General features: G+C 34.8%; 23 protein-coding genes and 1 tRNA gene. 14 read left to right on the forward strand and 10 right to left on the reverse strand.

What is annotated here, in order from left to right; genetic code table 11:
• The first annotated feature begins 9 nt into the window (after positions 1–9).
• The 4 genes from CXF67_RS13825 (at position 10) to CXF67_RS13840 (ending at position 5477) form a co-directional block, all read left to right on the forward strand.
• Positions 10–342 carry an FtsB family cell division protein gene (locus CXF67_RS13825; protein WP_102089282.1) on the forward strand — a complete coding sequence of 111 codons (333 nt, stop codon included), beginning with the start codon at positions 10–12 and terminating at the stop codon, positions 340–342.
• Entirely contained in the window at positions 335–1738 is a 1404-nt protein-coding gene (locus tag CXF67_RS13830; RefSeq protein ID WP_102089283.1) for a methylmalonyl-CoA mutase subunit beta, read from the forward strand. The genes CXF67_RS13825 and CXF67_RS13830 overlap by 8 nt, the downstream gene beginning before the upstream one ends.
• A 1-nt stretch (position 1739) precedes the next feature.
• A complete protein-coding gene (scpA, locus tag CXF67_RS13835; protein ID WP_102089305.1) occupies positions 1740–3866 on the forward strand; it encodes a methylmalonyl-CoA mutase in 2127 nt (708 codons plus the stop codon).
• A gap of 84 nt (positions 3867–3950) precedes the next feature.
• Positions 3951–5477, forward strand: a complete 1527-nt coding sequence (locus CXF67_RS13840) for a GH3 family acyl-acid amido synthetase (RefSeq protein ID WP_102089284.1) — start codon at positions 3951–3953, stop codon at positions 5475–5477.
• Between the two features lie 35 nt (positions 5478–5512).
• Here the strand turns inward: CXF67_RS13840 and CXF67_RS13845 are convergent, their stop codons facing one another.
• The 3 genes from CXF67_RS13845 to CXF67_RS13855 all read right to left on the reverse strand — a co-directional run bounded on the left by CXF67_RS13845 (position 5513) and on the right by CXF67_RS13855 (position 9597).
• Positions 5513–6061, reverse strand: coding sequence for a hypothetical protein (locus CXF67_RS13845; protein ID WP_257984693.1), 549 nt, complete (start codon positions 6059–6061; stop codon positions 5513–5515).
• Positions 6062–6191: 130 nt separating this feature from the next.
• The gene (locus tag CXF67_RS13850) at positions 6192–8816 is read right to left on the reverse strand and encodes an AsmA-like C-terminal region-containing protein (protein ID WP_102089286.1); all 2625 of its coding nucleotides are present in this window, start codon (positions 8814–8816) and stop codon (positions 6192–6194) included.
• An 82-nt stretch (positions 8817–8898) separates the two neighbouring features.
• Positions 8899–9597: a queuosine precursor transporter gene (locus tag CXF67_RS13855; protein ID WP_102089287.1), complete on the reverse strand. Its 699-nt coding sequence runs from the start codon at positions 9595–9597 to the stop codon at positions 8899–8901.
• 111 nt (positions 9598–9708) lie between these two features.
• Between CXF67_RS13855 and folK the strand changes: the two genes are divergently transcribed.
• A complete protein-coding gene (folK, locus tag CXF67_RS13860) occupies positions 9709–10851 on the forward strand; it encodes a 2-amino-4-hydroxy-6-hydroxymethyldihydropteridine diphosphokinase (RefSeq protein WP_102089288.1) in 1143 nt (380 codons plus the stop codon).
• Here the strand turns inward: folK and CXF67_RS13865 are convergent.
• Positions 10843–11892 (reverse strand): flavin monoamine oxidase family protein, encoded by a 1050-nt coding sequence (locus tag CXF67_RS13865; protein WP_102089289.1) that lies wholly within the window; start codon positions 11890–11892, stop codon positions 10843–10845. The two genes, folK and CXF67_RS13865, sit on opposite strands and share 9 nt — an antisense overlap.
• A 166-nt stretch (positions 11893–12058) precedes the next feature.
• On the opposite strand from CXF67_RS13865, the gene CXF67_RS13870 reads away from it, so the two are divergent.
• The 5 genes from CXF67_RS13870 to CXF67_RS17875 all read left to right on the forward strand — a co-directional run bounded on the left by CXF67_RS13870 (position 12059) and on the right by CXF67_RS17875 (position 15921).
• Positions 12059–12859, forward strand: a complete 801-nt coding sequence (locus CXF67_RS13870; protein ID WP_102089290.1) for a serine O-acetyltransferase — start codon at positions 12059–12061, stop codon at positions 12857–12859.
• Positions 12856–13743, forward strand: coding sequence for a cysteine synthase CysM (cysM, locus tag CXF67_RS13875; protein WP_102089291.1), 888 nt, complete (start codon positions 12856–12858; stop codon positions 13741–13743). Before CXF67_RS13870 ends, cysM begins: the two co-directional genes overlap by 4 nt.
• 104 nt (positions 13744–13847) lie before the next feature.
• Entirely contained in the window at positions 13848–14819 is a 972-nt protein-coding gene (locus CXF67_RS13880; RefSeq protein ID WP_102089292.1) for a 3-oxoacyl-ACP synthase III family protein, read from the forward strand.
• 16 nt (positions 14820–14835) lie between these two features.
• A complete protein-coding gene (locus CXF67_RS13885) occupies positions 14836–15660 on the forward strand; it encodes an SDR family oxidoreductase (RefSeq protein ID WP_102089293.1) in 825 nt (274 codons plus the stop codon).
• Positions 15661–15747: 87 nt separating this feature from the next.
• Positions 15748–15921, forward strand: a complete 174-nt coding sequence (locus CXF67_RS17875; protein ID WP_145990466.1) for a Lacal_2735 family protein — start codon at positions 15748–15750, stop codon at positions 15919–15921.
• Here the strand turns inward: CXF67_RS17875 and holA are convergent.
• Positions 15918–16925, reverse strand: a complete 1008-nt coding sequence (gene holA / locus CXF67_RS13890; RefSeq protein ID WP_102089294.1) for a DNA polymerase III subunit delta — start codon at positions 16923–16925, stop codon at positions 15918–15920. The genes CXF67_RS17875 and holA overlap by 4 nt on opposite strands.
• A gap of 43 nt (positions 16926–16968) precedes the next feature.
• Between holA and CXF67_RS13895 the strand changes: the two genes are divergently transcribed.
• From CXF67_RS13895 to CXF67_RS13910, 4 genes are all read left to right on the forward strand, one after another.
• The gene (locus CXF67_RS13895; protein ID WP_102089295.1) at positions 16969–17409 is read left to right on the forward strand and encodes a type I restriction enzyme HsdR N-terminal domain-containing protein; all 441 of its coding nucleotides are present in this window, start codon (positions 16969–16971) and stop codon (positions 17407–17409) included.
• 9 nt (positions 17410–17418) lie between these two features.
• A complete protein-coding gene (locus tag CXF67_RS13900) occupies positions 17419–18423 on the forward strand; it encodes a glycosyltransferase family 2 protein (RefSeq protein ID WP_102089296.1) in 1005 nt (334 codons plus the stop codon).
• A gap of 65 nt (positions 18424–18488) precedes the next feature.
• Positions 18489–19331, forward strand: a complete 843-nt coding sequence (locus tag CXF67_RS13905; protein ID WP_102089297.1) for an OmpA/MotB family protein — start codon at positions 18489–18491, stop codon at positions 19329–19331.
• A gap of 115 nt (positions 19332–19446) precedes the next feature.
• Positions 19447–19520, forward strand: a tRNA-Arg gene (locus CXF67_RS13910).
• Positions 19521–19558: 38 nt separating this feature from the next.
• Here the strand turns inward: CXF67_RS13910 and CXF67_RS13915 are convergent.
• From CXF67_RS13915 to CXF67_RS13935, 5 genes are all read right to left on the reverse strand, one after another.
• Positions 19559–19825: a hypothetical protein gene (locus tag CXF67_RS13915; protein WP_145990467.1), complete on the reverse strand. Its 267-nt coding sequence runs from the start codon at positions 19823–19825 to the stop codon at positions 19559–19561.
• 145 nt (positions 19826–19970) lie between these two features.
• Positions 19971–20441: a DUF6371 domain-containing protein gene (locus tag CXF67_RS19220; RefSeq protein ID WP_219621040.1), complete on the reverse strand. Its 471-nt coding sequence runs from the start codon at positions 20439–20441 to the stop codon at positions 19971–19973.
• Positions 20442–20911: 470 nt separating this feature from the next.
• Positions 20912–21307, reverse strand: coding sequence for a hypothetical protein (locus CXF67_RS13925; RefSeq protein ID WP_102089300.1), 396 nt, complete (start codon positions 21305–21307; stop codon positions 20912–20914).
• A 32-nt stretch (positions 21308–21339) separates the two neighbouring features.
• Entirely contained in the window at positions 21340–22422 is a 1083-nt protein-coding gene (locus CXF67_RS13930) for a hypothetical protein (protein ID WP_102089301.1), read from the reverse strand.
• A gap of 158 nt (positions 22423–22580) precedes the next feature.
• Positions 22581–23090 carry a hypothetical protein gene (locus CXF67_RS13935; RefSeq protein ID WP_145990468.1) on the reverse strand — a complete coding sequence of 170 codons (510 nt, stop codon included), beginning with the start codon at positions 23088–23090 and terminating at the stop codon, positions 22581–22583.
• Positions 23091–23371: the final 281 nt, after the last annotated feature.

Raw genomic sequence — 23371 nt, forward strand, 5'->3', positions numbered from 1 at the left:
ATTTAACCTATGAATTATAAAGACCTTAAACGGAAACCTTGGTTTAAATTTATGAGCAACAAATATGTGTTGGTGCTCACCGTTTTTATGGTATGGATGGTATTTCTGGATAGCAACTCATGGTTAATTCATAGTGAACTCAATAAAGAAATTGAAGAGATTGAAAATAATAGAGACTATTATTTTCAAGAAATCAATCAGGACAAAAAGATTTTAAAAAAGCTGGATGACAGTATTGAAATTGAGCGTTTTGCTAGGGAAACTTATTTTATGAAACGCCCTAACGAAGAGATTTATATCATAGAATACCAGGATAGCCTTAAAACTAAAAACAATGAGTAAAAAATTATTTGATGACTTTGATCCTGTTTCGGCTAAAGCTTGGAAGCAAACCATACAAGTAGACCTAAAAGGTGCAAATTATAACGAAACACTCATCGAAAAAACGGGAGAAGGTATAGATGTAAAACCATTTTACCACGCAGACGATCACGAAGATGCCTATGTTATAAATCCAGCTCAAGATTGGTTGGTCACCGAAAAACTCTACTTAGAAAATATAGAGATTACTATTGAAAATGCAAAGGATGTTATAGACCGAGGTGCAGAGAGCCTTTGGGTTATCGTTCCTGAAGCAGATGAAAAAAAGCTAAAGTTTTTTAAAGCCTTAAAAGACTACGACATACCACTTTATGTAGAATTTCTATTTTCTGATTTTGATTTTTTTAAATCTTTAGATGCTATACTTGAAGATCAAGACCAAACCATTTTGGTCGGTTATGACCCGATAGGTCAATTGGCCTCTTCCGGAAATTGGTTTAAAAATCAAAAACAAGATTTTGAAGTCCTCATAAAAACATGGGAATTAAAGAGTTTTTCTAATGCCATTAACATAGATGCGAGACTGTATCAAAATGCTGGAGGCCTTATTATCCAACAACTAGCTTATACTTTAGCTCACCTCAATGAGTATTTGAATTTATTTCAGAATTCAATTGAAAAAACAGAGTCATTAGCAGTTAATGTTATGATCTCTCAAGGCTCCAATTACTTTTTTGAAATAGCCAAACTGAAAGCTTTACGCTTATTGGTGGAGAGTCTTGCTCAGGAATTTGATATAAGAATAAAGCTTACTCTTATCGCTGAACCTACAAAACGCAATCAAACACTTTACGACTACAATATGAATATGCTTCGCTCTACCACAGAATGCATGAGTGCCATTTTGGGAGGTGCCGATTGGGTAAATAATTTGGCATACGATGAGATATTCCATAAACGCAACGAGTTTGGAGAGCGTATTTCCAGAAATCAACTATTGATTTTGAAAAAGGAAAGTTATTTTGATAAGGTATCTAACCCTGTAGATGGAACTTATTATATTGAGAGTCTAACTAAAGAATTAGCTGAAAAATCTTTAAGCATTTTCAAAACCATTGAAGCAGGGAAAGGTTTCGTTCAACAACTTTTTGAAGGTAAAATTCAGAGGAAAATTAAAGAAAGTGCACATAAGGAAGAAAAGAAGCTCGTCTCTGGTGATTTTACTTTAGTAGGGTTAAATAAATATCAGAACCCAGAAGATAAGATGTCTCAGAATTTAGAATTGTTTCCATTTCTAAAATACCACCAGCGTAAAACACTTATTGAGCCGATTTTAGAAAAACGCATAGCAGAGTCCATAGAGAAAGACAGACTAGATGGTGAGAAGAACGTTCAACCTCCAAAAGAAAATAAGTAATATGGAACGTAAAGATATACAGCAAATGAGCTTAGTCTCCGCAAAAGATCCCATATTCAAAAAGGACTCTAAATTTAAAACTGCAGAGCAAATTAACTTAAAGTCTACGTATACAAAAAAAGACCTTGATAAAGTAGAACATGTAAATTTTGTTGCAGGGATTCCTCCTTATTTGCGGGGGCCTTACTCTACGATGTATGTTCGCAGACCTTGGACCATTCGTCAATATGCAGGGTTTTCAACGGCAGAAGAAAGCAATGCTTTTTATAGAAGAAATTTGGCAGCAGGACAAAAAGGATTGTCTGTAGCCTTCGATTTGCCCACACACAGAGGCTATGATAGTGATCACGAGCGAGTAGTTGGTGATGTTGGCAAAGCAGGTGTAGCCATTGATACCATTGAAGATATGAAAGTCTTATTCGACCAAATACCTTTAGATAAGATGTCGGTGTCAATGACGATGAACGGAGCAGTATTACCTGTTATGGCTTTTTATATCGCTGCAGCTGAAGAGACAGGTGTCAAACAAGAACAACTCTCTGGGACCATACAAAATGACATTCTAAAGGAGTTTATGGTAAGAAACACCTATATCTACCCACCCACTCCTTCTATGAAAATTATTTCTGATATATTTCAGTTCACTTCCCAGAATATGCCAAAATTCAATAGCATTAGTATTTCTGGATATCATATGCAAGAAGCTGGAGCAACTGCAGATATAGAGCTGGCTTACACCTTAGCAGATGGCGTGGAATATATCAAGAAAGGTATAGATGCAGGGATGGATATCGACACTTTTGCACCTCGTCTCTCGTTTTTCTGGGGAGTTGGGATGAACCATTTTATGGAAATTGCCAAAATGCGAGCTGCGAGGATGCTTTGGGCTAAATTGGTAAAGCGATTTAACCCGAAAAATCCTAAATCTTTGGCGCTGAGAACCCACTCACAAACCAGCGGATGGACGCTAACAGAGCAGGATCCTTTTAATAATATTGCTAGAACATGTATCGAAGCCACTGCTGCAGCTTTTGGCGGAACTCAAAGTTTGCACACCAATGCATTAGATGAAGCTATTGCCTTACCTACAGAATTTTCTGCTAGAATTGCTAGAAATACACAAATTTACCTTCAACAGGAAACAGGGATTACCAACACGGTAGATCCATGGGCAGGGAGCTATTACGTAGAGAAACTAACACATGATGTTGCTCAACGTGCTTGGAAGCTTATCGAAGAAGTAGAAGAGCTTGGCGGAATGACCAAGGCTATAGAAGAAGGTATACCCAAGTTGCGAATAGAACAAGCTGCTGCAAAAAAACAAGCTAGAATTGATAGTGGTACCGATAAAATTATTGGAATAAATGCCTATCGCCTTAAGCAAGAAGACCCTATTGTGACTCTTGAGGTAGATAACCAGACAGTGAGAAAACAGCAGTTAGAAAAATTAGCAAAAATTAAAGCTTCACGGGATAATGATAAAGTCAAAAAATGCCTAGAAGAGTTGACTCGTATTGCTAAAGAGGAAAATGGAAACCTTTTAGAAGCTGCTGTTAAGGCTGCAAAAGAAAGAGCTACCTTAGGGGAAATAAGCGATGCTTTAGAAGTCGTTTATGGAAGACATAAAGCCAAAATACAATCTTTTAGTGGTGTATATAGTAAGGAAATGAAAACAGATGAATCCTTCCATAAGGCCAAAGCTTTGGCGGATGAATTTGCAGAAAAAGAAGGTCGCCGACCTAGAATTATGATTGCAAAAATGGGACAAGATGGTCACGATAGAGGAGCAAAAGTTGTCGCTACTGGCTATGCCGATGTGGGCTTCGATGTTGATATTGGTCCCTTATTCCAAACCCCCCAAGAATCAGCAAGACAAGCTGTAGAAAATGACGTTCATATTCTAGGCGTATCTTCTTTAGCAGCAGGTCATAAAACCTTGGTTCCAGAAGTTATCGACGAACTAAAGAAATTGGGGCGTGAGGATATTATGGTCATCGTTGGTGGAGTGATACCTTCAGCAGATTATAAGTTTTTATTTGATGCTGGAGCTGTAGCCGTTTTTGGACCTGGAAGTAGAATTAGTGATGCCGCTATTCAAATCCTAGATATATTGAACGATAGCTTTTAAAACTAGACTTACATTTTTTAATATGAGCTTGAAAATAAAAGTCTAGTAAAGTTTTAAATTAGTTACATACACCAAACATTATTCATGGCCATTTTAGGGAATATTATTAAAGGGGTGATCAATTTAAGAAATTCTATTTCTTCGGAAGCTAATCACGTTCAAAATCAAAAAGAAACCCTTGAGTTTTTATTAGAAAAGGCAAAGTCTACCGAGTTTGGTAAACACTATAAATTTGATGAGCTACTCGCCTCTGAAAATCCTTATGAAAATTTTAAATCGACCATCCCCTATTTTGATTACGATAAAATCCACACCGAATGGTGGTATAAGCTTCATAAGGGAGAAAAGGATATTACTTGGCCTGGACATCCCGATTATTTCGCCTTGAGTTCTGGCACTACGGGAAAAACGAGCAAGCGTATTCCTGTTACTGAAGATATGATTGAAGCCATAAGAAATGCGGGAATAAAACAAATACTGGCTATTAAAAACTTTGACTTACCCGCTGATTTTTTTGAAAAAGAAATCATGATGCTTGGAAGCTCCACTAACTTAGATCTGCATAATGACCATATTGAAGGGGAAATAAGCGGAATAAGCGCTAGCAGAATTCCTTTTTGGTTTCGTGGATTTTACAAACCTGGTGAAGATATTTCCAAAATAGATGACTGGGATGACCGGATTCAAAAAATAGCAGAGACTGCTAAATCTTGGGATATCGGTGCATTGAGCGGCATTCCTTCTTGGATGGAGTTGATGATGGAGAAGGTTATAGACTATCATAAAGTCGAAACTATTCACGATGTATGGCCAAACTTAAAGGTATATACCTCTGGAGGCGTTGCTTTTGGACCTTATCAAAAGAGTTTTAAACGCTTGACCGGCCAACCTGTTCAAGTTATTGATACCTATCTAGCTTCAGAAGGCTTTATAGCTTTACAAACTCGACCTGAGACTAACTCTATGCAGCTGCTTACAGATAATGGAATCTTTTTTGAGTTTGTTCCTTTTCAGCCTCAGTATATAAGACCAGATGGATCCTTAAAACCAGATTCTCCATGCATACGTCTTGAGGATGTAGAGCTCGAACAAGATTATGTTCTTATCATTAGTACAGTGAGTGGAGCTTGGAGATACACCATTGGAGATACTATTCAATTTACGGATGTTAAGAAAGCAGAAATACAGATTACAGGGCGAACCAAATTCTTTTTAAACACTGTAGGATCTCAATTATCGGTCAACAAAATGGACACAGCCATGAAAGAATTGGAAGACCAATTCGACATTGATATCTCAGAGTATACTATTTGTGCCAAGCGTGCAGAGGATGGAGAATTTTATCATTTTTGGTATTTAGGGACGAGCCATAAAGATCTCGACATTTCAACTATAGCCAAAGCACTAGATGATAGTTTAAAATCTGCCAATAAGAATTACCAAGTCGCAAGAGATAAAGCCCTTAACGGAGTTAAAGTTACTCTTATTGATCCCACTATTTTTCAGGACTGGAGTACGAGAAACAAAAAAAAAGGGGGACAAGTAAAAATGGAACGCGTCATGAATGAAGAAAAATTCTCTGAATGGGAGAATTTTGTAAAAATCCACTAATACGACATTATAATTTTAATTTGGTAAGATTCCAATTAGCGATTTTCAACTAGTTGCATAATTTCTTCTGGTGATAAATAGTATTTCTTTATCCTCTTTTTATAATCTGGATCGATGTCAGCATGATTTAAGATGAAATTTTTAGTTTTCAAAATATAGTCTTCCATCCCTTGATTGACCGCAAAAGTATCTGCAGATCGCTCAGCATCAATAATATGATTTTCCAGATACAAGTATTTTATTCCATACCAAATCAGATTGAGCGTTCCTCTTTCTTCATAGTCCAAAATATGACCCAATTCATGTCCAATCCATCCTGTGATGATCTCTGAGGGTATATTGACTGTCTTAAATTCTTTACCCGATATTTTAAACTTTTCACTGATAAAAATATAATATTTACGCTTGGCCATTGGGGTAAGCAGACTTTTAAAATCAGGCTGAGCTTGCATCGTAGATTTTTTAATATCCGACTTAAATTTAAAAGTAATATTTACATCTTCCAATTGAGGAAAATAATCTAGAGCAAGCTCTACTTCTTTTTTAATAGAGTCTGGATAGGTATGATACTGTTTAGCCTTCATAGAAAAAATAGAGTTGAAAATTAAAAGGAGGACTAGAAGTAATGTTTTATTTTTTATCAAATTCACATTAAAATTAAGCATTTATAAAAGCTAAGTAGTTAATTGATAATTCAATAAATGAGTTTCATTCTTAATTATCTTTTTTCTTTTTAAAAAGACCTCCTAAGACATCTTTCACTACATCCTTTATATCCTCTTGTTGGGTTTTTGTGGAGTCCTTTTCCTTTTTATCACCATCTAACAAATTATTAATTTCATCGCCAATTTTATCTTTAATGGCATTAGTTGCTTTTTCTTTTTGAGCATCTACAATCTTTGATGTGAGGTCTTTAATGGCATTTTGCATAGTTAACTGGATCTTTGGATTGGAAAAGGTTCCCGTTAATCCAACTGGAACATCAACATTCAATTGGCTAAGATCGGTATTGCTCAACTGAGCAAGCTGACCTCCTACTTCCTTTCCAAAATATTTTGCAGGAACATTGAAACTTAGATTATAATTCATCGTGTTATCAAACGAGTGACTTCCTGACACATCCACCTTGACATCGTCTAAGTTAAAATCGAAATCCTCTGCATTGATTGCTCCATTTTTAAAATTCAGTTTTGCGACAAGATCTTTTACTTTCAGCTTATCGAAGTTTAAGACCTTAAACTGACTATTCAAGTTAGAGATTAAGGGCATCTTAGCCTGTTCCACCTCTGCACTTAAAATATTTGCGAGGGCACTTCCTGCCAATGAAGTATAGATGGGCATTAAATCTTTTGTGAGATTTCCATTGAGATCAATAGTTGTACTCGCCAGCCCATTTAGTGCCTGTGCAATAGGCGCCAAACCTTTAATTAATTCCATTTGCTGAAAAGCCTCTACAATCTTAATGGTAGTTAACCCCAACTTCATGTCAAAGTTAGGAACGTCTGAAGTCGTCACTTTCCCATCAAGACTTATGTTGCCTCCAAAAATATCAGCATTTACATTCTTAAGGATAGCACTTTCGTTTTTTAAGGCTAGACTTCCTTTAGCATTTTTTAAAGTTAAGTTGTCATAAATGACTGTTTTAGCATTAAAGTTCAAAACAATATCTAAAAAATCAGGGATTTTTATAGCTTCTATGCTGCCTTCAGGTACAGTACTGGCCGTTTCAGTAGTTGGGTTTTCAGATTCGTTTGCTTTATTTCCAACTTCACCATCTACCGTAAAATCAGCAATATTGAAGTTGGTAGAAGTCGCCATAAAGCGTCCTTGAAGGGGTTTATCTGAAAATGCAAATCCCATAAGATTACTCAAATCCCCTTTCATCTGAAGGTCTGTAGAGCCTGCTGTCATTTCAAAACTATTCAATTGGACAGCATTTGTTGTGAAATTGACAGTAGCGGTCTCAATATGAATCAGTTCAGCTAAGTCTGGAGACTCATAGTCAAACTTAGATAACGCCATAGAACCCTGTGCATTTACATTTTCATAAGCGTCTCGTTCTATGGAGTTCATATCAAAATTAGTCGTTATATCCGCATCCAAAATCCCGCTTAGATCTTGCTCAATATCTACAGGATAGGCTTTTTTAAGATTTGCTAGATTCAATCTCCCTTTCATTTTAAGAGCAACTAACATATTTGTAGTGAGGTTTTTAACTGATCCACTTCCCGCAAATCGATCTTGATCTATTCTGAAGTCAACATTTTTAAACTTGATATAAGTGTCTTCAACAAGTCCTGTTTCATTTTGAATTCTAATGTCTAAAGAAATATCCTCAACTTTCTTAGGTAAATCTGGGTATTGGAAAGAAGCATTATCACTGGAAGCGGAGATATCCAAAGTAGGAATATATGTATCATCTACTTTACCTTTAATAATCCCTTTTAATTGAAAATCTCCAGTAGTTGTGACTCCATCAAGATTTGAAGCATAGGCTTCAGGGATGAGTGCTAGAAAGTTTTTGAAATCTGAAGATGGTGTAGAAAACTTTATATCGATATCATTATAATCGTCAAAGGTTTGGACGTAACCTTCAAATTTAAGCGGTAATTGATTCACTTTAGCTTCATTTTCTAAAAATGAAAACTTCATGTTTTCTAAATCAATATTCAAGTCGGCATCCAAGACCAAAGAATTATTATTTAAATAATTGGTTCCGTCAAAGTCAAAAGAAACTTTGGAATCTGTCTGTGTTTTCAACGTAAAGACTGAGGCTTCAAAATTTCCATCACCGCTGTGACTAAACTCTGTAAGCCTTAAAAATATATTTCCACTTTCATCCAGATAATTTATTCGAGAGGAATTGATTTCATAATGACTAAGATTCAATTCAAAGGGTTTACTCTCTGTTTCGTTAGTTGTAGCTTCTTGTTCAACACCGGTTGATTTGGCGATATCGTAATTGGCATTCCCTAATGAATCTACTTTTACATTCATATAAGCTTCATTCAGATAGATTTCGTCTATGCTTAAGCCTTCGTCTTTGAAAAGTTGCATGACGCCCATCGATATATTGAAAGTCTTGGCATACACTAGAGTATCCCCTTCAAAAGGAGCTTTATTAATAAGACTCAAATCTTCGAGGCTTACACTGGCATTGGGAAAATTTCTAAATAGACTCAAATTGAGAGATGACCATTCCACTTGAGCATTGACAGTATCATTAGCTGCGTTCTTTAGCATTTTTTCAAGACTTCCTTTGAATAAAATGGGAGTCAGAAATAAACCAATAATCAAGGTTAGAAATACAATGCCTATAATTTTAAATGCTTTTTTCATAATATAGATTTAAAGCTAAAATTAAACATTGCAATGACGTGTATCCTAAAAAAAGAATTAAAATTTAGATCTGCTTAATCTTTTAAAAACTTTCAGAATCAGGTAATTCTTCTCCTTGTTTTAGATTAAATTTCTTTCTAAAAAGATAGACGGAAAGATATAATAGTGGAGTATCTAGCAAAGCAATAAGCGCTTTAAACAAGAAACCACTGAGGAGCAATCCACCAAATAAAGACCAATCCAGTTCACCAAAAACACATAAAAGAAAAACCACTGCGAGGGTATCTACAAACTGAGAGCAGAACGTGGAAAAATTATTTCTCAACCACAGATGCTTTCCTTTAGTCACCTTTTTCCAAAAGTGGTAGACATAAATATCCACATATTGAGCAAGCAAGTAAGCTATCATAGAGGCGCTTACAGCTATAGCCGTAGCTCCAAAAACATCACTAAAAACTTCATCTCCAACAGGTGACCAAGGCACAGAAGGAACAGCATTAGCTAGTAGAATAATCAACAGAGAAAACACCGACGCAAATAGTCCTAAGGTCACCACTTGATTGGCTTTCTTTTTCCCATAGATCTCACTGATGGTATCCGTAATAAGAAAGGTAATAGGATAAGGAAGTATTCCTACCGATATTTCAAATCTATAGAGTCCAAAAAAATCCCAGTAAAAAAACTTCTTAAAGATAAGATTGGAAACCACTAAAGAAGTAATGAAAAGGGCTGTAAGAATTAGATAAATGCGTCCTGCTGAAAGTTTTTGTAATGCTGTCAAATATATTGGATTTGATATTTACCTTTGTGACAAATTTAAGCTGCAAATAGATGCTAAAGCAAAAACAAGCAGTAGATTATTCATCAATCAGTATTAAAATTTTCTTAAAAATTGAATCTTAAACCCACAACATATATTGCTTTAGGGAGCAACCGAGGCGAAAAATTGCAGTTGCTCCGTAAAGCTGTAGATCATATCTACAATCGCATCGGCGACGTTACAAAAGTTTCTAAACTATATAAAACACCAGCACTAGGTTTTGAGGGAGATGATTTTTTAAATGCTGTCATAGAAGTAAAAACCAGGTATTCCGCAAAAGATACTTTAGAAAAATTACTCAACATAGAATTAGAACTTGGCAGAGTACGCATAAAAAATAAAGGGTACCAAGCCAGAACTATAGACTTAGATATCATTTTTTATGATGACATGACTATCGAAACAGAAACTTTAATAGTTCCACATCCCAGACTCGCTGAACGAAAATTTGTGCTGTATCCTTTGGCGGATATTGCACCAGAGTTAAAACATCCCAAATTAGGCCAAAGCATCACAGATTTGGTTACATCTACATCAGATACTTCTTATATAGAGCCGATATCAGATCAATTGAATACCAAAATTGCCACATTCAGGCAAGTGAGTTACCTGACCATCGAGGGTAACATTGGTTCAGGTAAGACGAGCTTAGCAGAAATGATTGCTGAAGACTTCAATGGAAAACTCATTTTGGAACGTTTTAAGGACAATCCCTTTTTACCCAAGTTCTATGAAGATCAGGCTCGATTTGCGTTTCCTTTAGAAATGTCATTTTTAGCAGATCGCCATAAACAATTGATGGATGATATTTCCCAGCTGGATTTATTTTCAGATTTCGCTATTTCAGATTATAACCCCAATAAGTCACTTATTTTCTCAAAAGTCACCTTGCAAGAGGACGAATATGCTCTCTACAAGAAAATATTTAACATTATGTACAGTGATGTCCCTAAACCCGATGTGTACGTATATCTCTATCAAAATACCGAGCGATTGCTCAAAAATATTCAAAAAAGAGGGAGAGATTATGAACAAAATATATCTCCAGATTATTTAAGACGTATCCACGAAGGCTATTTGAATTTCTTCAACTCTCAAAATAAAATTGATGTAAAAATCATTGATATTTCGGATTTAGATTTCGTCGCTTGTCGAGAAGATTATTTATTTCTTTTAAAAGAAATATCGGAAATCAATTCAAGACTTTCAAACTGATAAGTCGAGAAGAAAGTCGGCGACTTCTCTTCCTCGGTGCACAGCTCCGTCCATATATCCTGGGGTTTGTTGTGCGGTTTCTGAAGCTGAAAAAAACAATCGATTATCAAATAAAGAGTCTCTGAGTTTAGGATTCCCATTATTTTGATGCGGCGCTAAGCTTTTCGCATTTTTAGGTATGGTATAAGTTTCATTGCGCCAGTTTAAATCTTCATAAGCTTTTAGATGCGTCTTCTCATCTAGAAAATAGCTCTCTAATAGACCCATTACCTTTTCTTTTCTTTCTTCTGAAGTTAAATGGGAATAGTTAGAATTTAAAAAGCCTACCAAAGCATCTTGATTCCGATTGCTATCGCTGTGATCGTACATCTCTTGGATAATTTGATGGGGGCTCATTAAAGTGCCCATAAACTGTTGACTTTTCCAAAAAGCATCTTTATAAGCTATGCTAAATTTAATGGAGTCCGACATCCAAGTATGAGTGTCTTGCAAAAGCTGGTTGAAAGTCTCTGAAAGTTTAGGCCTAAACTCTATGCCTTCTGAAATTAGCTGAGGAGGACTACTCAACACGAGGTAATCTGCATCAAAAACAGTGGTACTAGTGGAAACTTGTATATGCTCATCTATAGAAATTAAATCAACGACTTCATCAAAATGAATTTTAGCTGAAGACGCTTCTGCTAAAGTCTCTATAAGATGTGAAGTACCATGATTAAACTTATAGGTGGCTGCATCTTGGGAGGGGATTTGAAAACGTTCTATATTTCCCTTCGGTCTGAAATCATAAACTGCTTCAGCGCCATTATCTTGAGTTTTAAAAGGAATCTTCAATTCTTTTATCAATTCCATCAAGCTTGTATGCTGAGGACCAAACCATGTGGCTCCCATTTCTAGTTGACTGTTTTCTTTTTCAATAGTAAAGATACGACCACCAAGTCTTGGCCTAGCCTCAATAATTTCGACGTCAAAGTTGGAGTTTCTCAATCCATAAGCAGTCGATAAACCACTTAAGCCTGCTCCTATGATTATTACCTTAGGCATTTACTTTTTTAGCAAAGGTCAGGATTTAAATCATTTTTGTAGACCAAGGACTTATAAAGTAAAATTAAATTTGAAGAATTAAGCTTAGGGCCTCACTTATAATTTCACATTTTTAAAACATAAAGGCATACATAAAAGTTTAATTTTACAGAAATACATTATCGCTATGCTACCCGTATTAAAACAGGATATTATTGAAGAGATAAAAGCTGAGAAAGCTAAGGTTTGTAATATCTATGAGATAAAAAGTAAAACTGAAGAATTCACAAAACAATTGTTCCTAACTTTATTTGATAAAAATACTGATGTCGCTTCTGGAATGGACGAACTGGAAGAGCAGTTTAAAAACTTGGCCGATTTAGTTTGCTTTAAAAAAGTAGACCCCTGCCGGGAAATCTGGACCGACTTTATGAGTAAGCTTCCTGCAATTTTAAAGAAGTTGAATAAAGATGCCTGTTTTATTAAGGATAATGATCCAGCAGCCAATTCACTCGAAGAGGTCTACTTGGCTTACCCCGGATTTTACGCGATAGCGATTTATAGGTTAAGCAATACATTAATGGAATTTGGGCTACCCTTGGTTCCTAGGTTAATGTCTGAATGTGCTCATACTCAAACGGGAAGCGATATCAATCCTGGAGCCAAAATAGGAAGTCCCTTTTTTATAGATCATGCCACAGGTGTAGTGATTGGTGAAACCTGTGTGATTGAAGATCGCGTAAAAGTTTATCAAGGAGTTACCCTAGGGGCCTTATTGGTAAGTAAAGAGATGAAAAATAAAAAGAGACACCCCACTATAAAAAGCGATGTCACCATATACGCCAATGCTACCATTTTAGGAGGAGATACCATCGTAGGTGAAGGGTCTACGATAGGTGGTAACGTATGGTTAACCAAATCGGTTGCCAAAAACTCTAGAGTAACTCATAAATCTATGGATAAAATCAACGAAAATAAAATAACATGAGTCGAAGTATATTAGATTTAATTGGGAATACCCCACTCGTAGAAGCCAAAACCTTGGTCAAAAACCCAAACGTTAAACTATACCTTAAACTCGAAGGACAAAATCCTGGAGGAAGCGTAAAGGATAGAGCGGCCTACAACATGATAAAGTCTGCTTTAGAACGTGGTGATATCGACAAGACTACAAAGCTTATAGAACCCACTAGTGGAAATACCGGTATAGCATTGGCGATGGTTGCTAGTATTTTTGGATTAGATATAGAATTGGTCATGCCTGAAAATGCAACCATAGAACGTGTACAAACCATGAAAGCTTATGGGGCGAAGGTCACCCTAACAGATGGTGAGAAAGGCATTATATATTCTCGAGATTATGCCGAAGAAAAAATGAAAACTGGTAACTACTATATGTTTAACCAGTTTGGAAACGAAGATAACTGGAAAGCTCATTATAAAACAACAGGACCAGAAGTTTGGGAAGACACCAACCATAAAGTAACTCACTTTGTATCTTCCATGGGAACCACAGGAACCATTATGGGGACTTCAAGATTTCTAAAAGAAAAAAATAAAGACATACAGCTCATTGGTGTTCATCCTGCTGAGGGCGCAAAGATTTCTGGAATTCGCAAATGGCCAAATGAATACCTGCCAAAAATATATGATCCTAATCGTGTAGATCATATTTATGAAGTCAGTGAAGAGGAGGCTAAAAAAATGGCGAGGTATCTTGCAGAAAAAGAAGGTATTTTCTCAGGAGTGAGTTCAGGAGGAGCTACTGCTGCTGCTGTTAAACTCTGCGAAAGTTTAGATACTGGGGTTGTGGTTAGCATTATTTGTGATAGAGGAGATCGCTACCTATCTACAGACCTATTCGAATCTTAAGACTTACGTATTAATAAATGTTAAAATATTACGACTTATTATATTTTTATTCTAAAAAGTGATTAAAAAACTTAATTTCATCGCCTAAGAATAAAATCAATTATATGCCAAACGTATTTATAAGTGGAACTGGTGCTTATGTTCCAGAAAAAATAGTTCCCAACTCCTTTTTTGAAAAGGTCGGATCTTCAGATGAGTGGATTTATTCAAAATTAGGAATCAAAGAAAGACGAATTGTAGATAGTGAGGCCACGAGCGACTTAGCGTATAAAGCTGGTCTGGAGGCTGTTAAGAACGCGAACCTTGAGGTGGAGGATATCGATTTAATTATCGTTGCCACGACCACCCCAGATAGACAAGCTCCTTCCTGTGCTTGTTTTGTTCAAGAAAAAATGAAAGCTTATAAGGCCGTTGCTTTTGATGTTGCCGCAGTATGTTCTGGCGCTTTATTCACCATTTCTGTAGGCTATCAATTTGTAAAAAATAGTGTGTACAACAATGTTCTAGTTATTGGCGCAGATACCTTCTCGAATATCATCGATTGGAATCGTCGGGATTCCGTGTTTTTTGGAGATGGAGCTGGCGCTTTAGTATTAAGCAAAACCGATGAGGATAAAGGCTTTATCGATTTCAACCTACATTCCGATGGTCGTGGAAAAGAACACTTCACAATTCTTGGTGGTGGTTCCGAAACTCCTGCCTCTAAGGAAACGATTGAAAAAGGCATGCATTATTTCCATATGAACGGTAAAGAGGTTTTCGATACGGCGACTAAAGTAGTTCCAGAATCTATCCAAGAGCTTCTTCAAAAAACCAACACCTCTATTGATGACGTTAGTTTTATGATCCCCCATCAACCTAGTATTGGTATTTTAAAAACGATTGCTAAAAAAATAAAAATGCCTTTTGAGAAGGTTATGACTAACATGGATAGGTATGCTAATACATCTGGAGCAACTATTCCATTGGTTTTGGATGAGGTGCACAAAGCCAATCGTTTCAAAAAAGATGATTTACTTCTCTTTGCAGCCGTAGGAGCTGGTTGGACTTGGGGAACTGCATTATACAAATGGTAATTTAAAAAATAAAAAAATGCTTACAGGTAAAACTTATCTCATCACAGGAATCGCAGATGAACATTCCTTAGCCATGTATGTGGCTAAAAAAATAAAAGAAAACGGTGGTCAAGTCATTTGTACAGGATTAGGCGTAAGTCAATTTCACGATAGCTTATCCGACAAGGCTAAATCTTTTCTTGATCAGACTTTTAAAGATTTTCAAGATAGTGTTCACCAAGAATTAGGAAAAGACACCATGACAGAAATTTTGGACGTTTCCTTAGAAGCAAGCATCCAAGAGTTTTGCGATAAACTAAAGACAAAAAACATTAAAATTGACGGGTTCCTCCACGCTATTGCTATGGATAAAACCATCAGAAATAAAGTCGTAAAACCCTTGCTAGATGTCACTTTTAAAGAGTTTTGTGACGCTATGGAAGTCTCGGCCTACTCATTGATAAGTTTAACCAGTCATTTGTTTAAAAATAACTTACTAAACGCCGATGCTTCAATCTGTTCATTAAGTTATATAGCAGCTTCTAAAGTGACTTTCCACCCCTATAGGAATATCAGTATTGCCAAAGCTGCTTTAGAGCGCATCACAGTGGAACTAGCTGACGAAATGGGAAGAAAAAATGGCACACGTGTTAATTGTATTCGGTTTTCACCCTATATGGGAAGCAAAGCTGGGAATGCTACCCTTAATGAAAAAGATGTAGAATTTGCACATCGCAAAAGTCCACTGGGAAATGCTTTGCCTGAAGATCTCGCTTTTGAAGTTTTGAATTTATTAAGACCTAAAGGAAGAACCACTGGCGAAATAAGACATGTAGATGGTGGATATAATATTATGGGCTAAATAAATAAGCCTGTAATCTTTAGTTAAGTCTTAATTAAGACTTATGTAGAATCAAGCAAAGGGTGTTATATTTCAAAAAAAGAATTTATGTTTGGACTATTTAAAAAGAAAACCGATTTTGAAAAACTTCAAGATCAATATAAAAAGCTTCAAAAAGAGGCTTTTGATTTATCTAAAACCAATAGACAACAATCGGATGCTAAATTAAAAGAAGCAGATGATGTGGGTAAGAAAATAGATGAGTTAAAAGCAAATTCTTAGCGCATCAATTTAACGAGTAATTCCTTCATCAGGTCCCCAGAGGGGACCTGATTGGAGTTAACACCTTTACTTTTCATATCGACTTCCCGTATTAAGGCTATCGCCTGACTCGCTTTTTTCATAGTATAATTCTGAGCAGCAAAACTATAATCTTTTACAAAAAAAGGATTGATACTTAGGGCTGCACTCGCAGCATATTGTGATTTATCTTTAAGGGCATGGTATCTCAATAGCTTATTGAAAAAAGAATTAAGTTGAGTCATAGTCAATATGATGGGATGGTTTTTAGAATTTTGAGCAAAGTAAGCGACAATACGTTGCGCTTTCATTTCATCTTTTATCCCTATGGCTTTGGTCAATTCAAAATTATTGAAATCTTTACTGATTCCTATATTTTCTTCGACAAGCTCGGGTGTTATTTTTGACCCTTTGGAAAGTATATTCTGAAGCTTTTCAAGTTCCTTATAGATATGAGACAAATTATTTCCTAAAAACTCAACCAGCATTTCAGAAGCTTTTGGAGCAATCGTATATCCAGAAGTGGAAAGCGTTTCGGAAATCCATTGAGGGACTTGATTGTCATACATGGGTTTAGTCTCAAAATAAACTGCAGACTTTTTAAGCAATTTTGTGACTTTTTGCCTTCCATCCATTTTTTTATACTTCACACAAAAAACCAAAATTGTGTTTTGCTGTGGATGTTCTACATAAGAGGACAAAGTGTCGATATTTTTCAACAGAGATTGAGCTTCTCTAACAATGATAACTCGATAATCGGACATCATAGGGTATTGTTTGGCTTGGCCTATAACATCATCAATAGTGACTTCTTTTCCATAAAGAATACTTTGATTAAAGGCTTTTTCATCCTCAGTAAGGACTGTAGCTTCAATTTTCTCAGCGATAAGGTCCACAAAAAAAGTTTCCTTTTCTCCCACTAAGAAGTAAATTGGTGCAAACTTACGTTGATCGATATCAGATATAATAGATTTAAAATCCTTCATGCTTGGTTGACTTCAATTTAATTCAATTTTGTTTCTTTGATCTATGCAAAGATTGAATTTTCCAGACTATTCATTCAAAATCAAAAGTAAAGAAAATAAACCTTCTATATTTTCTATATTGAGGAAAAAATATTTGATCTTAACTCCAGAGGAATGGGTAAGACAACACTGCGTTCAGTTTTTGATTTCAGAAAAAAATTACTCTCCTTCTCTTCTCAATGAAGAGCGGAAAATTGATCTAAATGGGATCTCCAAACGCTATGACATCCTAGCCTTTAAAACCGATGGAAACATAAAGCTTATTGTAGAATGCAAAGCTCCACATATTAAAATTAATCAAGACACTTTTGATCAAATTGCAAGGTATAATTTGGCCCTTAAAGCCGACTTATTGATGATTACCAACGGTATGAGTCATTATTTTTGCAAGATGGATTACGAGCGTCAAACTTATATTTTCTTGAAGGATCTACCTTCGTTATAACTTTCATATATGAATATTGCTGTTGTTGTTTTGAATTGGAATGGAAAGGCCCTTCTCGAAAAGTATTTACCTTCGGTACTCACCCATTCTGCAAAAGCCAAAGTCTACGTGGCCGATAATGGGTCTACAGATGAATCACTAGAGTTTTTAAGTCAGCAATATCCTGAAGTTGTAGTTTTAAAAAATATGTCTAATTTAGGCTTTGCAGGAGGATATAACAAGGCTTTAAATAATGTAGAAGAAGATATCTATGTCTTATTAAACAATGACGTGGAAGTGACTAAAGGTTGGCTGAGTCCGTTTTTAAAATTGTTTGCTTCCAATACCTCTATTGCTGCCATACAACCTAAAATAAAATCTATACAACAGCCAAATAATTTTGATTATGCAGGTGCAGCAGGCGGGTTTATCGACGCATTGGGTTACCCCTTTTGCAGAGGAAGAATTTTTGATTCCATTGAAGAAGACACCGGACAATATGATACTGAGATAGAAGTGTTCTGGGCTAGTGGAGCTTGTTTAGCCATAAGAAAAGAATGTTTTAGACTTTCCGATGGATTTGATGAAAGCTATTTTGCTCATCAAGAAGAGATCGATTTGTGCTGGAGACTAAAAAACTTAGGGTTTACTATTATGTATACTTATAAAAGTAAAGTTTTTCACCAAGGTGGAGGCACGCTTTCAAACTCTAGTCCACACAAAACCTTTTTAAATTTCAGAAACTCTTTATGTTCTATCTTAAAAAATTCAGAAAGAAACCCCTACCCTATTTTATTTGTAAGACTTCTCTTAGATGGGATAGCCGCCCTTCGTTTTTTAACACAAGGAAAATTTTCACATTTTTTTGCTATATTTAAATCACATATAAGTTTCTACACAAAATTTATAGATTTAATACATAAACGGCACCAACTCCAAAAAAAGAAACAAATTTTTGTTGTTAAGAGTATAGTTTGGCATAGTTTTGTATTGAAAACGAAGAAGTATAGCAGGTTAAAAATGATTAATAAATAATTGTTAAGACTACTATTTACTACTTAACAGATATTAAATTTGACTAACTTAATTAAAATAAAATTATGAAAAAATTATTTGCTATTGCATTTGCTGGAGTATTAATGACATCTTGTGTTTCTAATAAGAAATTTGCAGAAATGGAAGGTATGTATGAGACCACGCAAGATGAATTGAAAACTGCTGAGATGAAACTTTCTGCTTGTGAAGACGAGAAAAACAATATGATGAGTTCATATGAAAGCCAAATTAAAACACTTGAAAGTACAAATTCAGCTTTATTAAGCACCACTGGAGATTTTGCTACTATTTCTAGAAAAGGGGCTGAAAATCTTGAGCGTTCTTTAGAAAGCATGAAGGAAAAAGACCTTCAAATCAAAACAATGAGAGATGCAATCAATAAAAAAGATAGCGTAACACTCGCATTAGTGACTAGTCTTAAAGGCGCTTTGGGTAACATCAATGATGAGGATATCCAAATTAATGTAGAGAAAGGTGTCGTTTTTGTTTCAATTTCTGATAAGTTATTGTTTGGAAGTGGACAATTTAAAGTGACTGCCGAAGCTAAAAGAGTTTTGGGTAAAGTGGCCACCGTTGTTAACGATAAAAAAGACTTTGAGTTTATGGTAGAAGGTCATACTGATGATGATCCTATCTCACGAACTAATATAGAGGACAACTGGGACTTAAGTACAAAACGCGCTACTGCAGTTGTAAGAATCTTACAAGACGAATACGACGTAGATCCTAAGAGAATGACAGCAGCTGGACGAGGAGAGTATATCCCAGTCGCTAATAATGATACTGAAGCTGGACAAGCTAAAAACAGAAGAACACGTATTGTTATTCTTCCTAAGCTAGATCAATTCTTCGGAATGATTGAAGATGGAATGAAAACTGCAAAATAAGTTTTTTTGAAACTAGTTTAAAGCCTCACAGACCGTGGGGCTTTTTTATTTTAAAAAAACGAAAGTATAGTTGCGTAAAAGAAGATAATTTATATATTTGCACTCGCAAAAATAAGGTCGCGTAGCTCAGTTGGATAGAGCATCTGCCTTCTAAGCAGACGGTCACAGGTTCGAATCCTGTCGCGATCACTCGATTACCAATTAAACCCCTGTAAATCAGGGGTTTTTTATTTAGAGGCATGCCCTTCATGGATATTTGAGTTTTTAATCAAATCAAATACAACTGAGTAAATTTCATTTAAATACACTCTAAGGCAGTAATCGGCGATATCAAAATCCTTTCTTTTCTCTTCTTCTGTAGACTTTGAGTGAAGTAAATCTGATACTTCATAAAAATTTGATTTAGGTAAATCTTGAATCTTTGATGCCCATAAAGCAAACTTACCCGCATCTGGAAATAAAATAACTTCTTTGGTTTTTATTTCCGAGAGCATATTATACCAAATTAAATTTATAATGTCGTATAAATAAATTGAATTATTTTTTGATTGATTGAAGTTGAAAATAATTAGCATAGCCTTAGTTACGGTAATTATTTTTGATAAAAAGCAGGCGAAAAAGAAACGATTTATTGCGGCATTATAGGTTTAATTTGGTATTATTTGTCAAATTTTGGCAACTACCGATAGCAAGCCATATAAAGTTAGGCATGAAAGTAGACATTAAACATGCTGTCTTCTCACTTTCAACTAGTGCAATCTTTTTTGTCTTGTGTTTTCGTAAGAGATGAAGTCCAAAGGGGACTTGTTTTAAGTTAAAATCATTTTTATTGTAGATAGCATGGTACCAATTCTGTTTTTTTGGTATTCTTTTCCCCGTATTTTCATCATACTTCATGATCTTACCAGTTCTGACCTTTGAATTTTGATCTACTTGCCAGAAGATAGTACTGCCTTTTAAGTAGCCTTTATCATAAGTCCCTAGGTTATAAAGCTCTATCCATTTATCTACCTCATTACTATCTAGAAGTTTTCTGAAGTAGACCAGAAATTGATTTTCTTTAAAATTGAAATTATATTTTATGATTAGGTCTTTGTGGTAATGACTAATCTATGTTTTTGTAGGGCGATTTAAAAGTATTTATTTCCGTTTAACTAATTAGCCAAAGCTTTGGCTTTGTGTTTTAACTTAATTCATATTAAAACGTCAAAATAAAGTTTTGGCGGAGCTTATTAATTGCTTTGTTGTTTCAGTTCGCTACCAACTGCCCTATAAAATATAGATGATATTGGCGATAGTTTTTTAATGATAATTCTAGAGAAAATTATTTTAATCGTCAACCAATTCAAATCTATTAAGAGTTAATTTTATGATAAATATTCCCGTAAATGATTTAATCAAATAGTCTTTGATTAGTAAAGAAATATCTTTTTCATTGATTATATTATTTATTGAAGAAACGTCAGCTTCTAAGTCCTTAATTGAGAAATAAGGGTGCAAACTTTCATTAATTCTAACTTTACATAAGGTTTCATTTTCGTTAGCTATAATTATTTATGTAACAGTTCCTGAAATTTGTATCATAATTTTCTCGGATTGTCTTCGCGGATTAGGGTTATTCCATCCCCTGAGGAATTTATTAAATAAACTGAATTTTCATTAATATTTTTTATGGTTAATTCCATTTCTTGCTCAAAAAAAGAACTATTAGCCTCCATATCCAACTCGTCAGGAAATCGTATGTAAATTTTATCTCCATCAATTTTAAATTGGCCATTATTATGCTCAGATTCTATTGTTGTTATAAGTCGCTCGTAACCATCTGGAAAATCACCACTTTCAAAATCTAAGCAAATAGAATTGCTATTTGCTTTGTCGTGAGAACACCATAAACCAAGTATTAATGTTTCTCTATTTGACTTTGAACAGCTAACAAAAAGAGTAGCAATAGTAATTAATAGGATTATTTGTTTCATATTTTTTAGTTTAAGTTATTGATGTCTATGGTTTAGTAATTCCCGATTTTGTCTGCACTCCATAAAGTCGGTTCTTTTGTTCCTTTATATTTGAATATTTTATCAGTAAGTTCTATTATGATATATTCATCAATCGTTTTCCCAAAATCGAAAACAAACTTGAGTTTGTTTTCAGTTAATTCCCAATTTCCAAACAAGCTTTTCCCATTATCGAATATTAGTAATATAGTTCCATTCTCATAAATAGTAAATGTTGAGTTCTGATCTTTCCATTTACCAATTAAGTTGTCCTTATTTATGTTTTGTTGTGGAACAGCTACATTGTCAAAGTTGATATTTAATTCTTCAGAACATTTATCTCCAAATTTTGCCAAAATATCGTTTAGTTCATATTCCGCAAAAGCACTTAACTGGTATGGGGTATAGTTAGAAGTGATTTTTGACATAAAACAACCAGTAAAACTGTCTATTTCAGGTTGTTTTAATTGTCCTTTAAATAAGTTTTTGAAAGGTTGATTGAAGTTAATATATGCTTCTTGTTTTTTAGTAGCAGTCCAGCCATTTGTTGTTGCCTCCACTTTTACCATAGCAACAACCTCTATAGTAACACTTACAGATTCGTATGAGGAGGGGTTTCTTAACCCTAAATAATAGGAGCCTGTCAATAAATTGTTAATTGTTTTAACACTTTGAGTTGTACTTATTTCACTTAAATCGGAATAGCGTTTTACAAGGTCATCATTTTTTGAGAGAAATGCAGATTTAGAGTCGGAAGTTATAAGTGAAACATCAACTTCGCCATTTCCAGGAGGGACTTTAAGCCCTTTAGCAATAGTTGAACCCATCGGTCCAGTTGATGCGTATGCTGCAACTTGCACAGCTAAATTAAGAGTTGAACTTCTACTTGAACCAGCAGTTGTTGAAAAACTGTAATACCATTCTACTGTATTTTCTGGTAAATTTATTGGTAAAGCAACTCTTGATACTCCTCCAATTAGCGAGTTTACTCCAGAATGTAATAACTTTGTGGTTTCAGTTATTTTAACTGCTTTATATGTTTGAGAGTATGATGTGAATGCTATTAAAGCAAAAATAAGTGTAAATATTTTTTTCATAATATATAATTTAATTACCACCAACGTTGTTGTGTACGGTTATTTGCGTGGTTGAGCACCTAATTTAGCAAATAAATCACAGATAGAATATTCCGCAGGAATGTTCGTAAGTCGGCAGTGACCAAGCAATTAATTATACACGGTGTTACCACAAGTTTTTATTTTTCAATCGGTGGTGGTGGAATCGGCATTTCAATTCGGATGTATGGATAATCACATAACTTAATTCTCAATGGAAGACTGTCTCCATTCTTTCCGTTTAGCTCGTTAAATTCGGTTGTTATTTTTACGAGTTGTTTTTTTATTTCTTCTTTTCCAAACAGGCTATCTTGATAATAAAAGATTAAAGCTTTTTCAATATTTTGAGAATAATCAGATTGCTTTTCAGGATTCAATATGTGATTCCGTAAAATTGATTTAAGACTATCTATCGGCTTTTCTATTTGGTCATTTATAATTACAGTATTGTTTTCTATTGAAATTACATTTTTTCCAGAATAATCTGCTATAATATTTGATTCCGAACACATTTTAAAGACTAAAAGATTGAAATCCGTTTTATCAGAGTTAAATTTCAGAACAGGTAATTTTCCACTACACGCAATTCTATCCGCAATTTTAATTAGTTCTCCATAATTTTTGATAGAATCCAAATCAATTTTAGTCAAGATTGAGTCGTTCTCGAAATTTGTAATTCGTGGATAGTAAAATTCAGTATTTTTTTGTTCCACAGTTCTATTGTCAGTTTTACAATTATAAAACAAACTCACTATTGTCAATATGAATACTATTTTTCTCAAATGTGTGGTAACGGTTTTATGTATGGTTAGTTGCGTTTTTAAGAAACTAATTTAGCAAATAAAAACCGAATAGAAAATCCGCGAGGATTTTCGTAAGCAAGCTCGAACTAGCCATTAATTATACACGGCTTAAGTTAGCATTTTAATAG

This window comes from Psychroflexus sp. MES1-P1E, assembly GCF_002836055.1.
In the GTDB taxonomy this organism is placed as follows: domain Bacteria; phylum Bacteroidota; class Bacteroidia; order Flavobacteriales; family Flavobacteriaceae; genus Psychroflexus.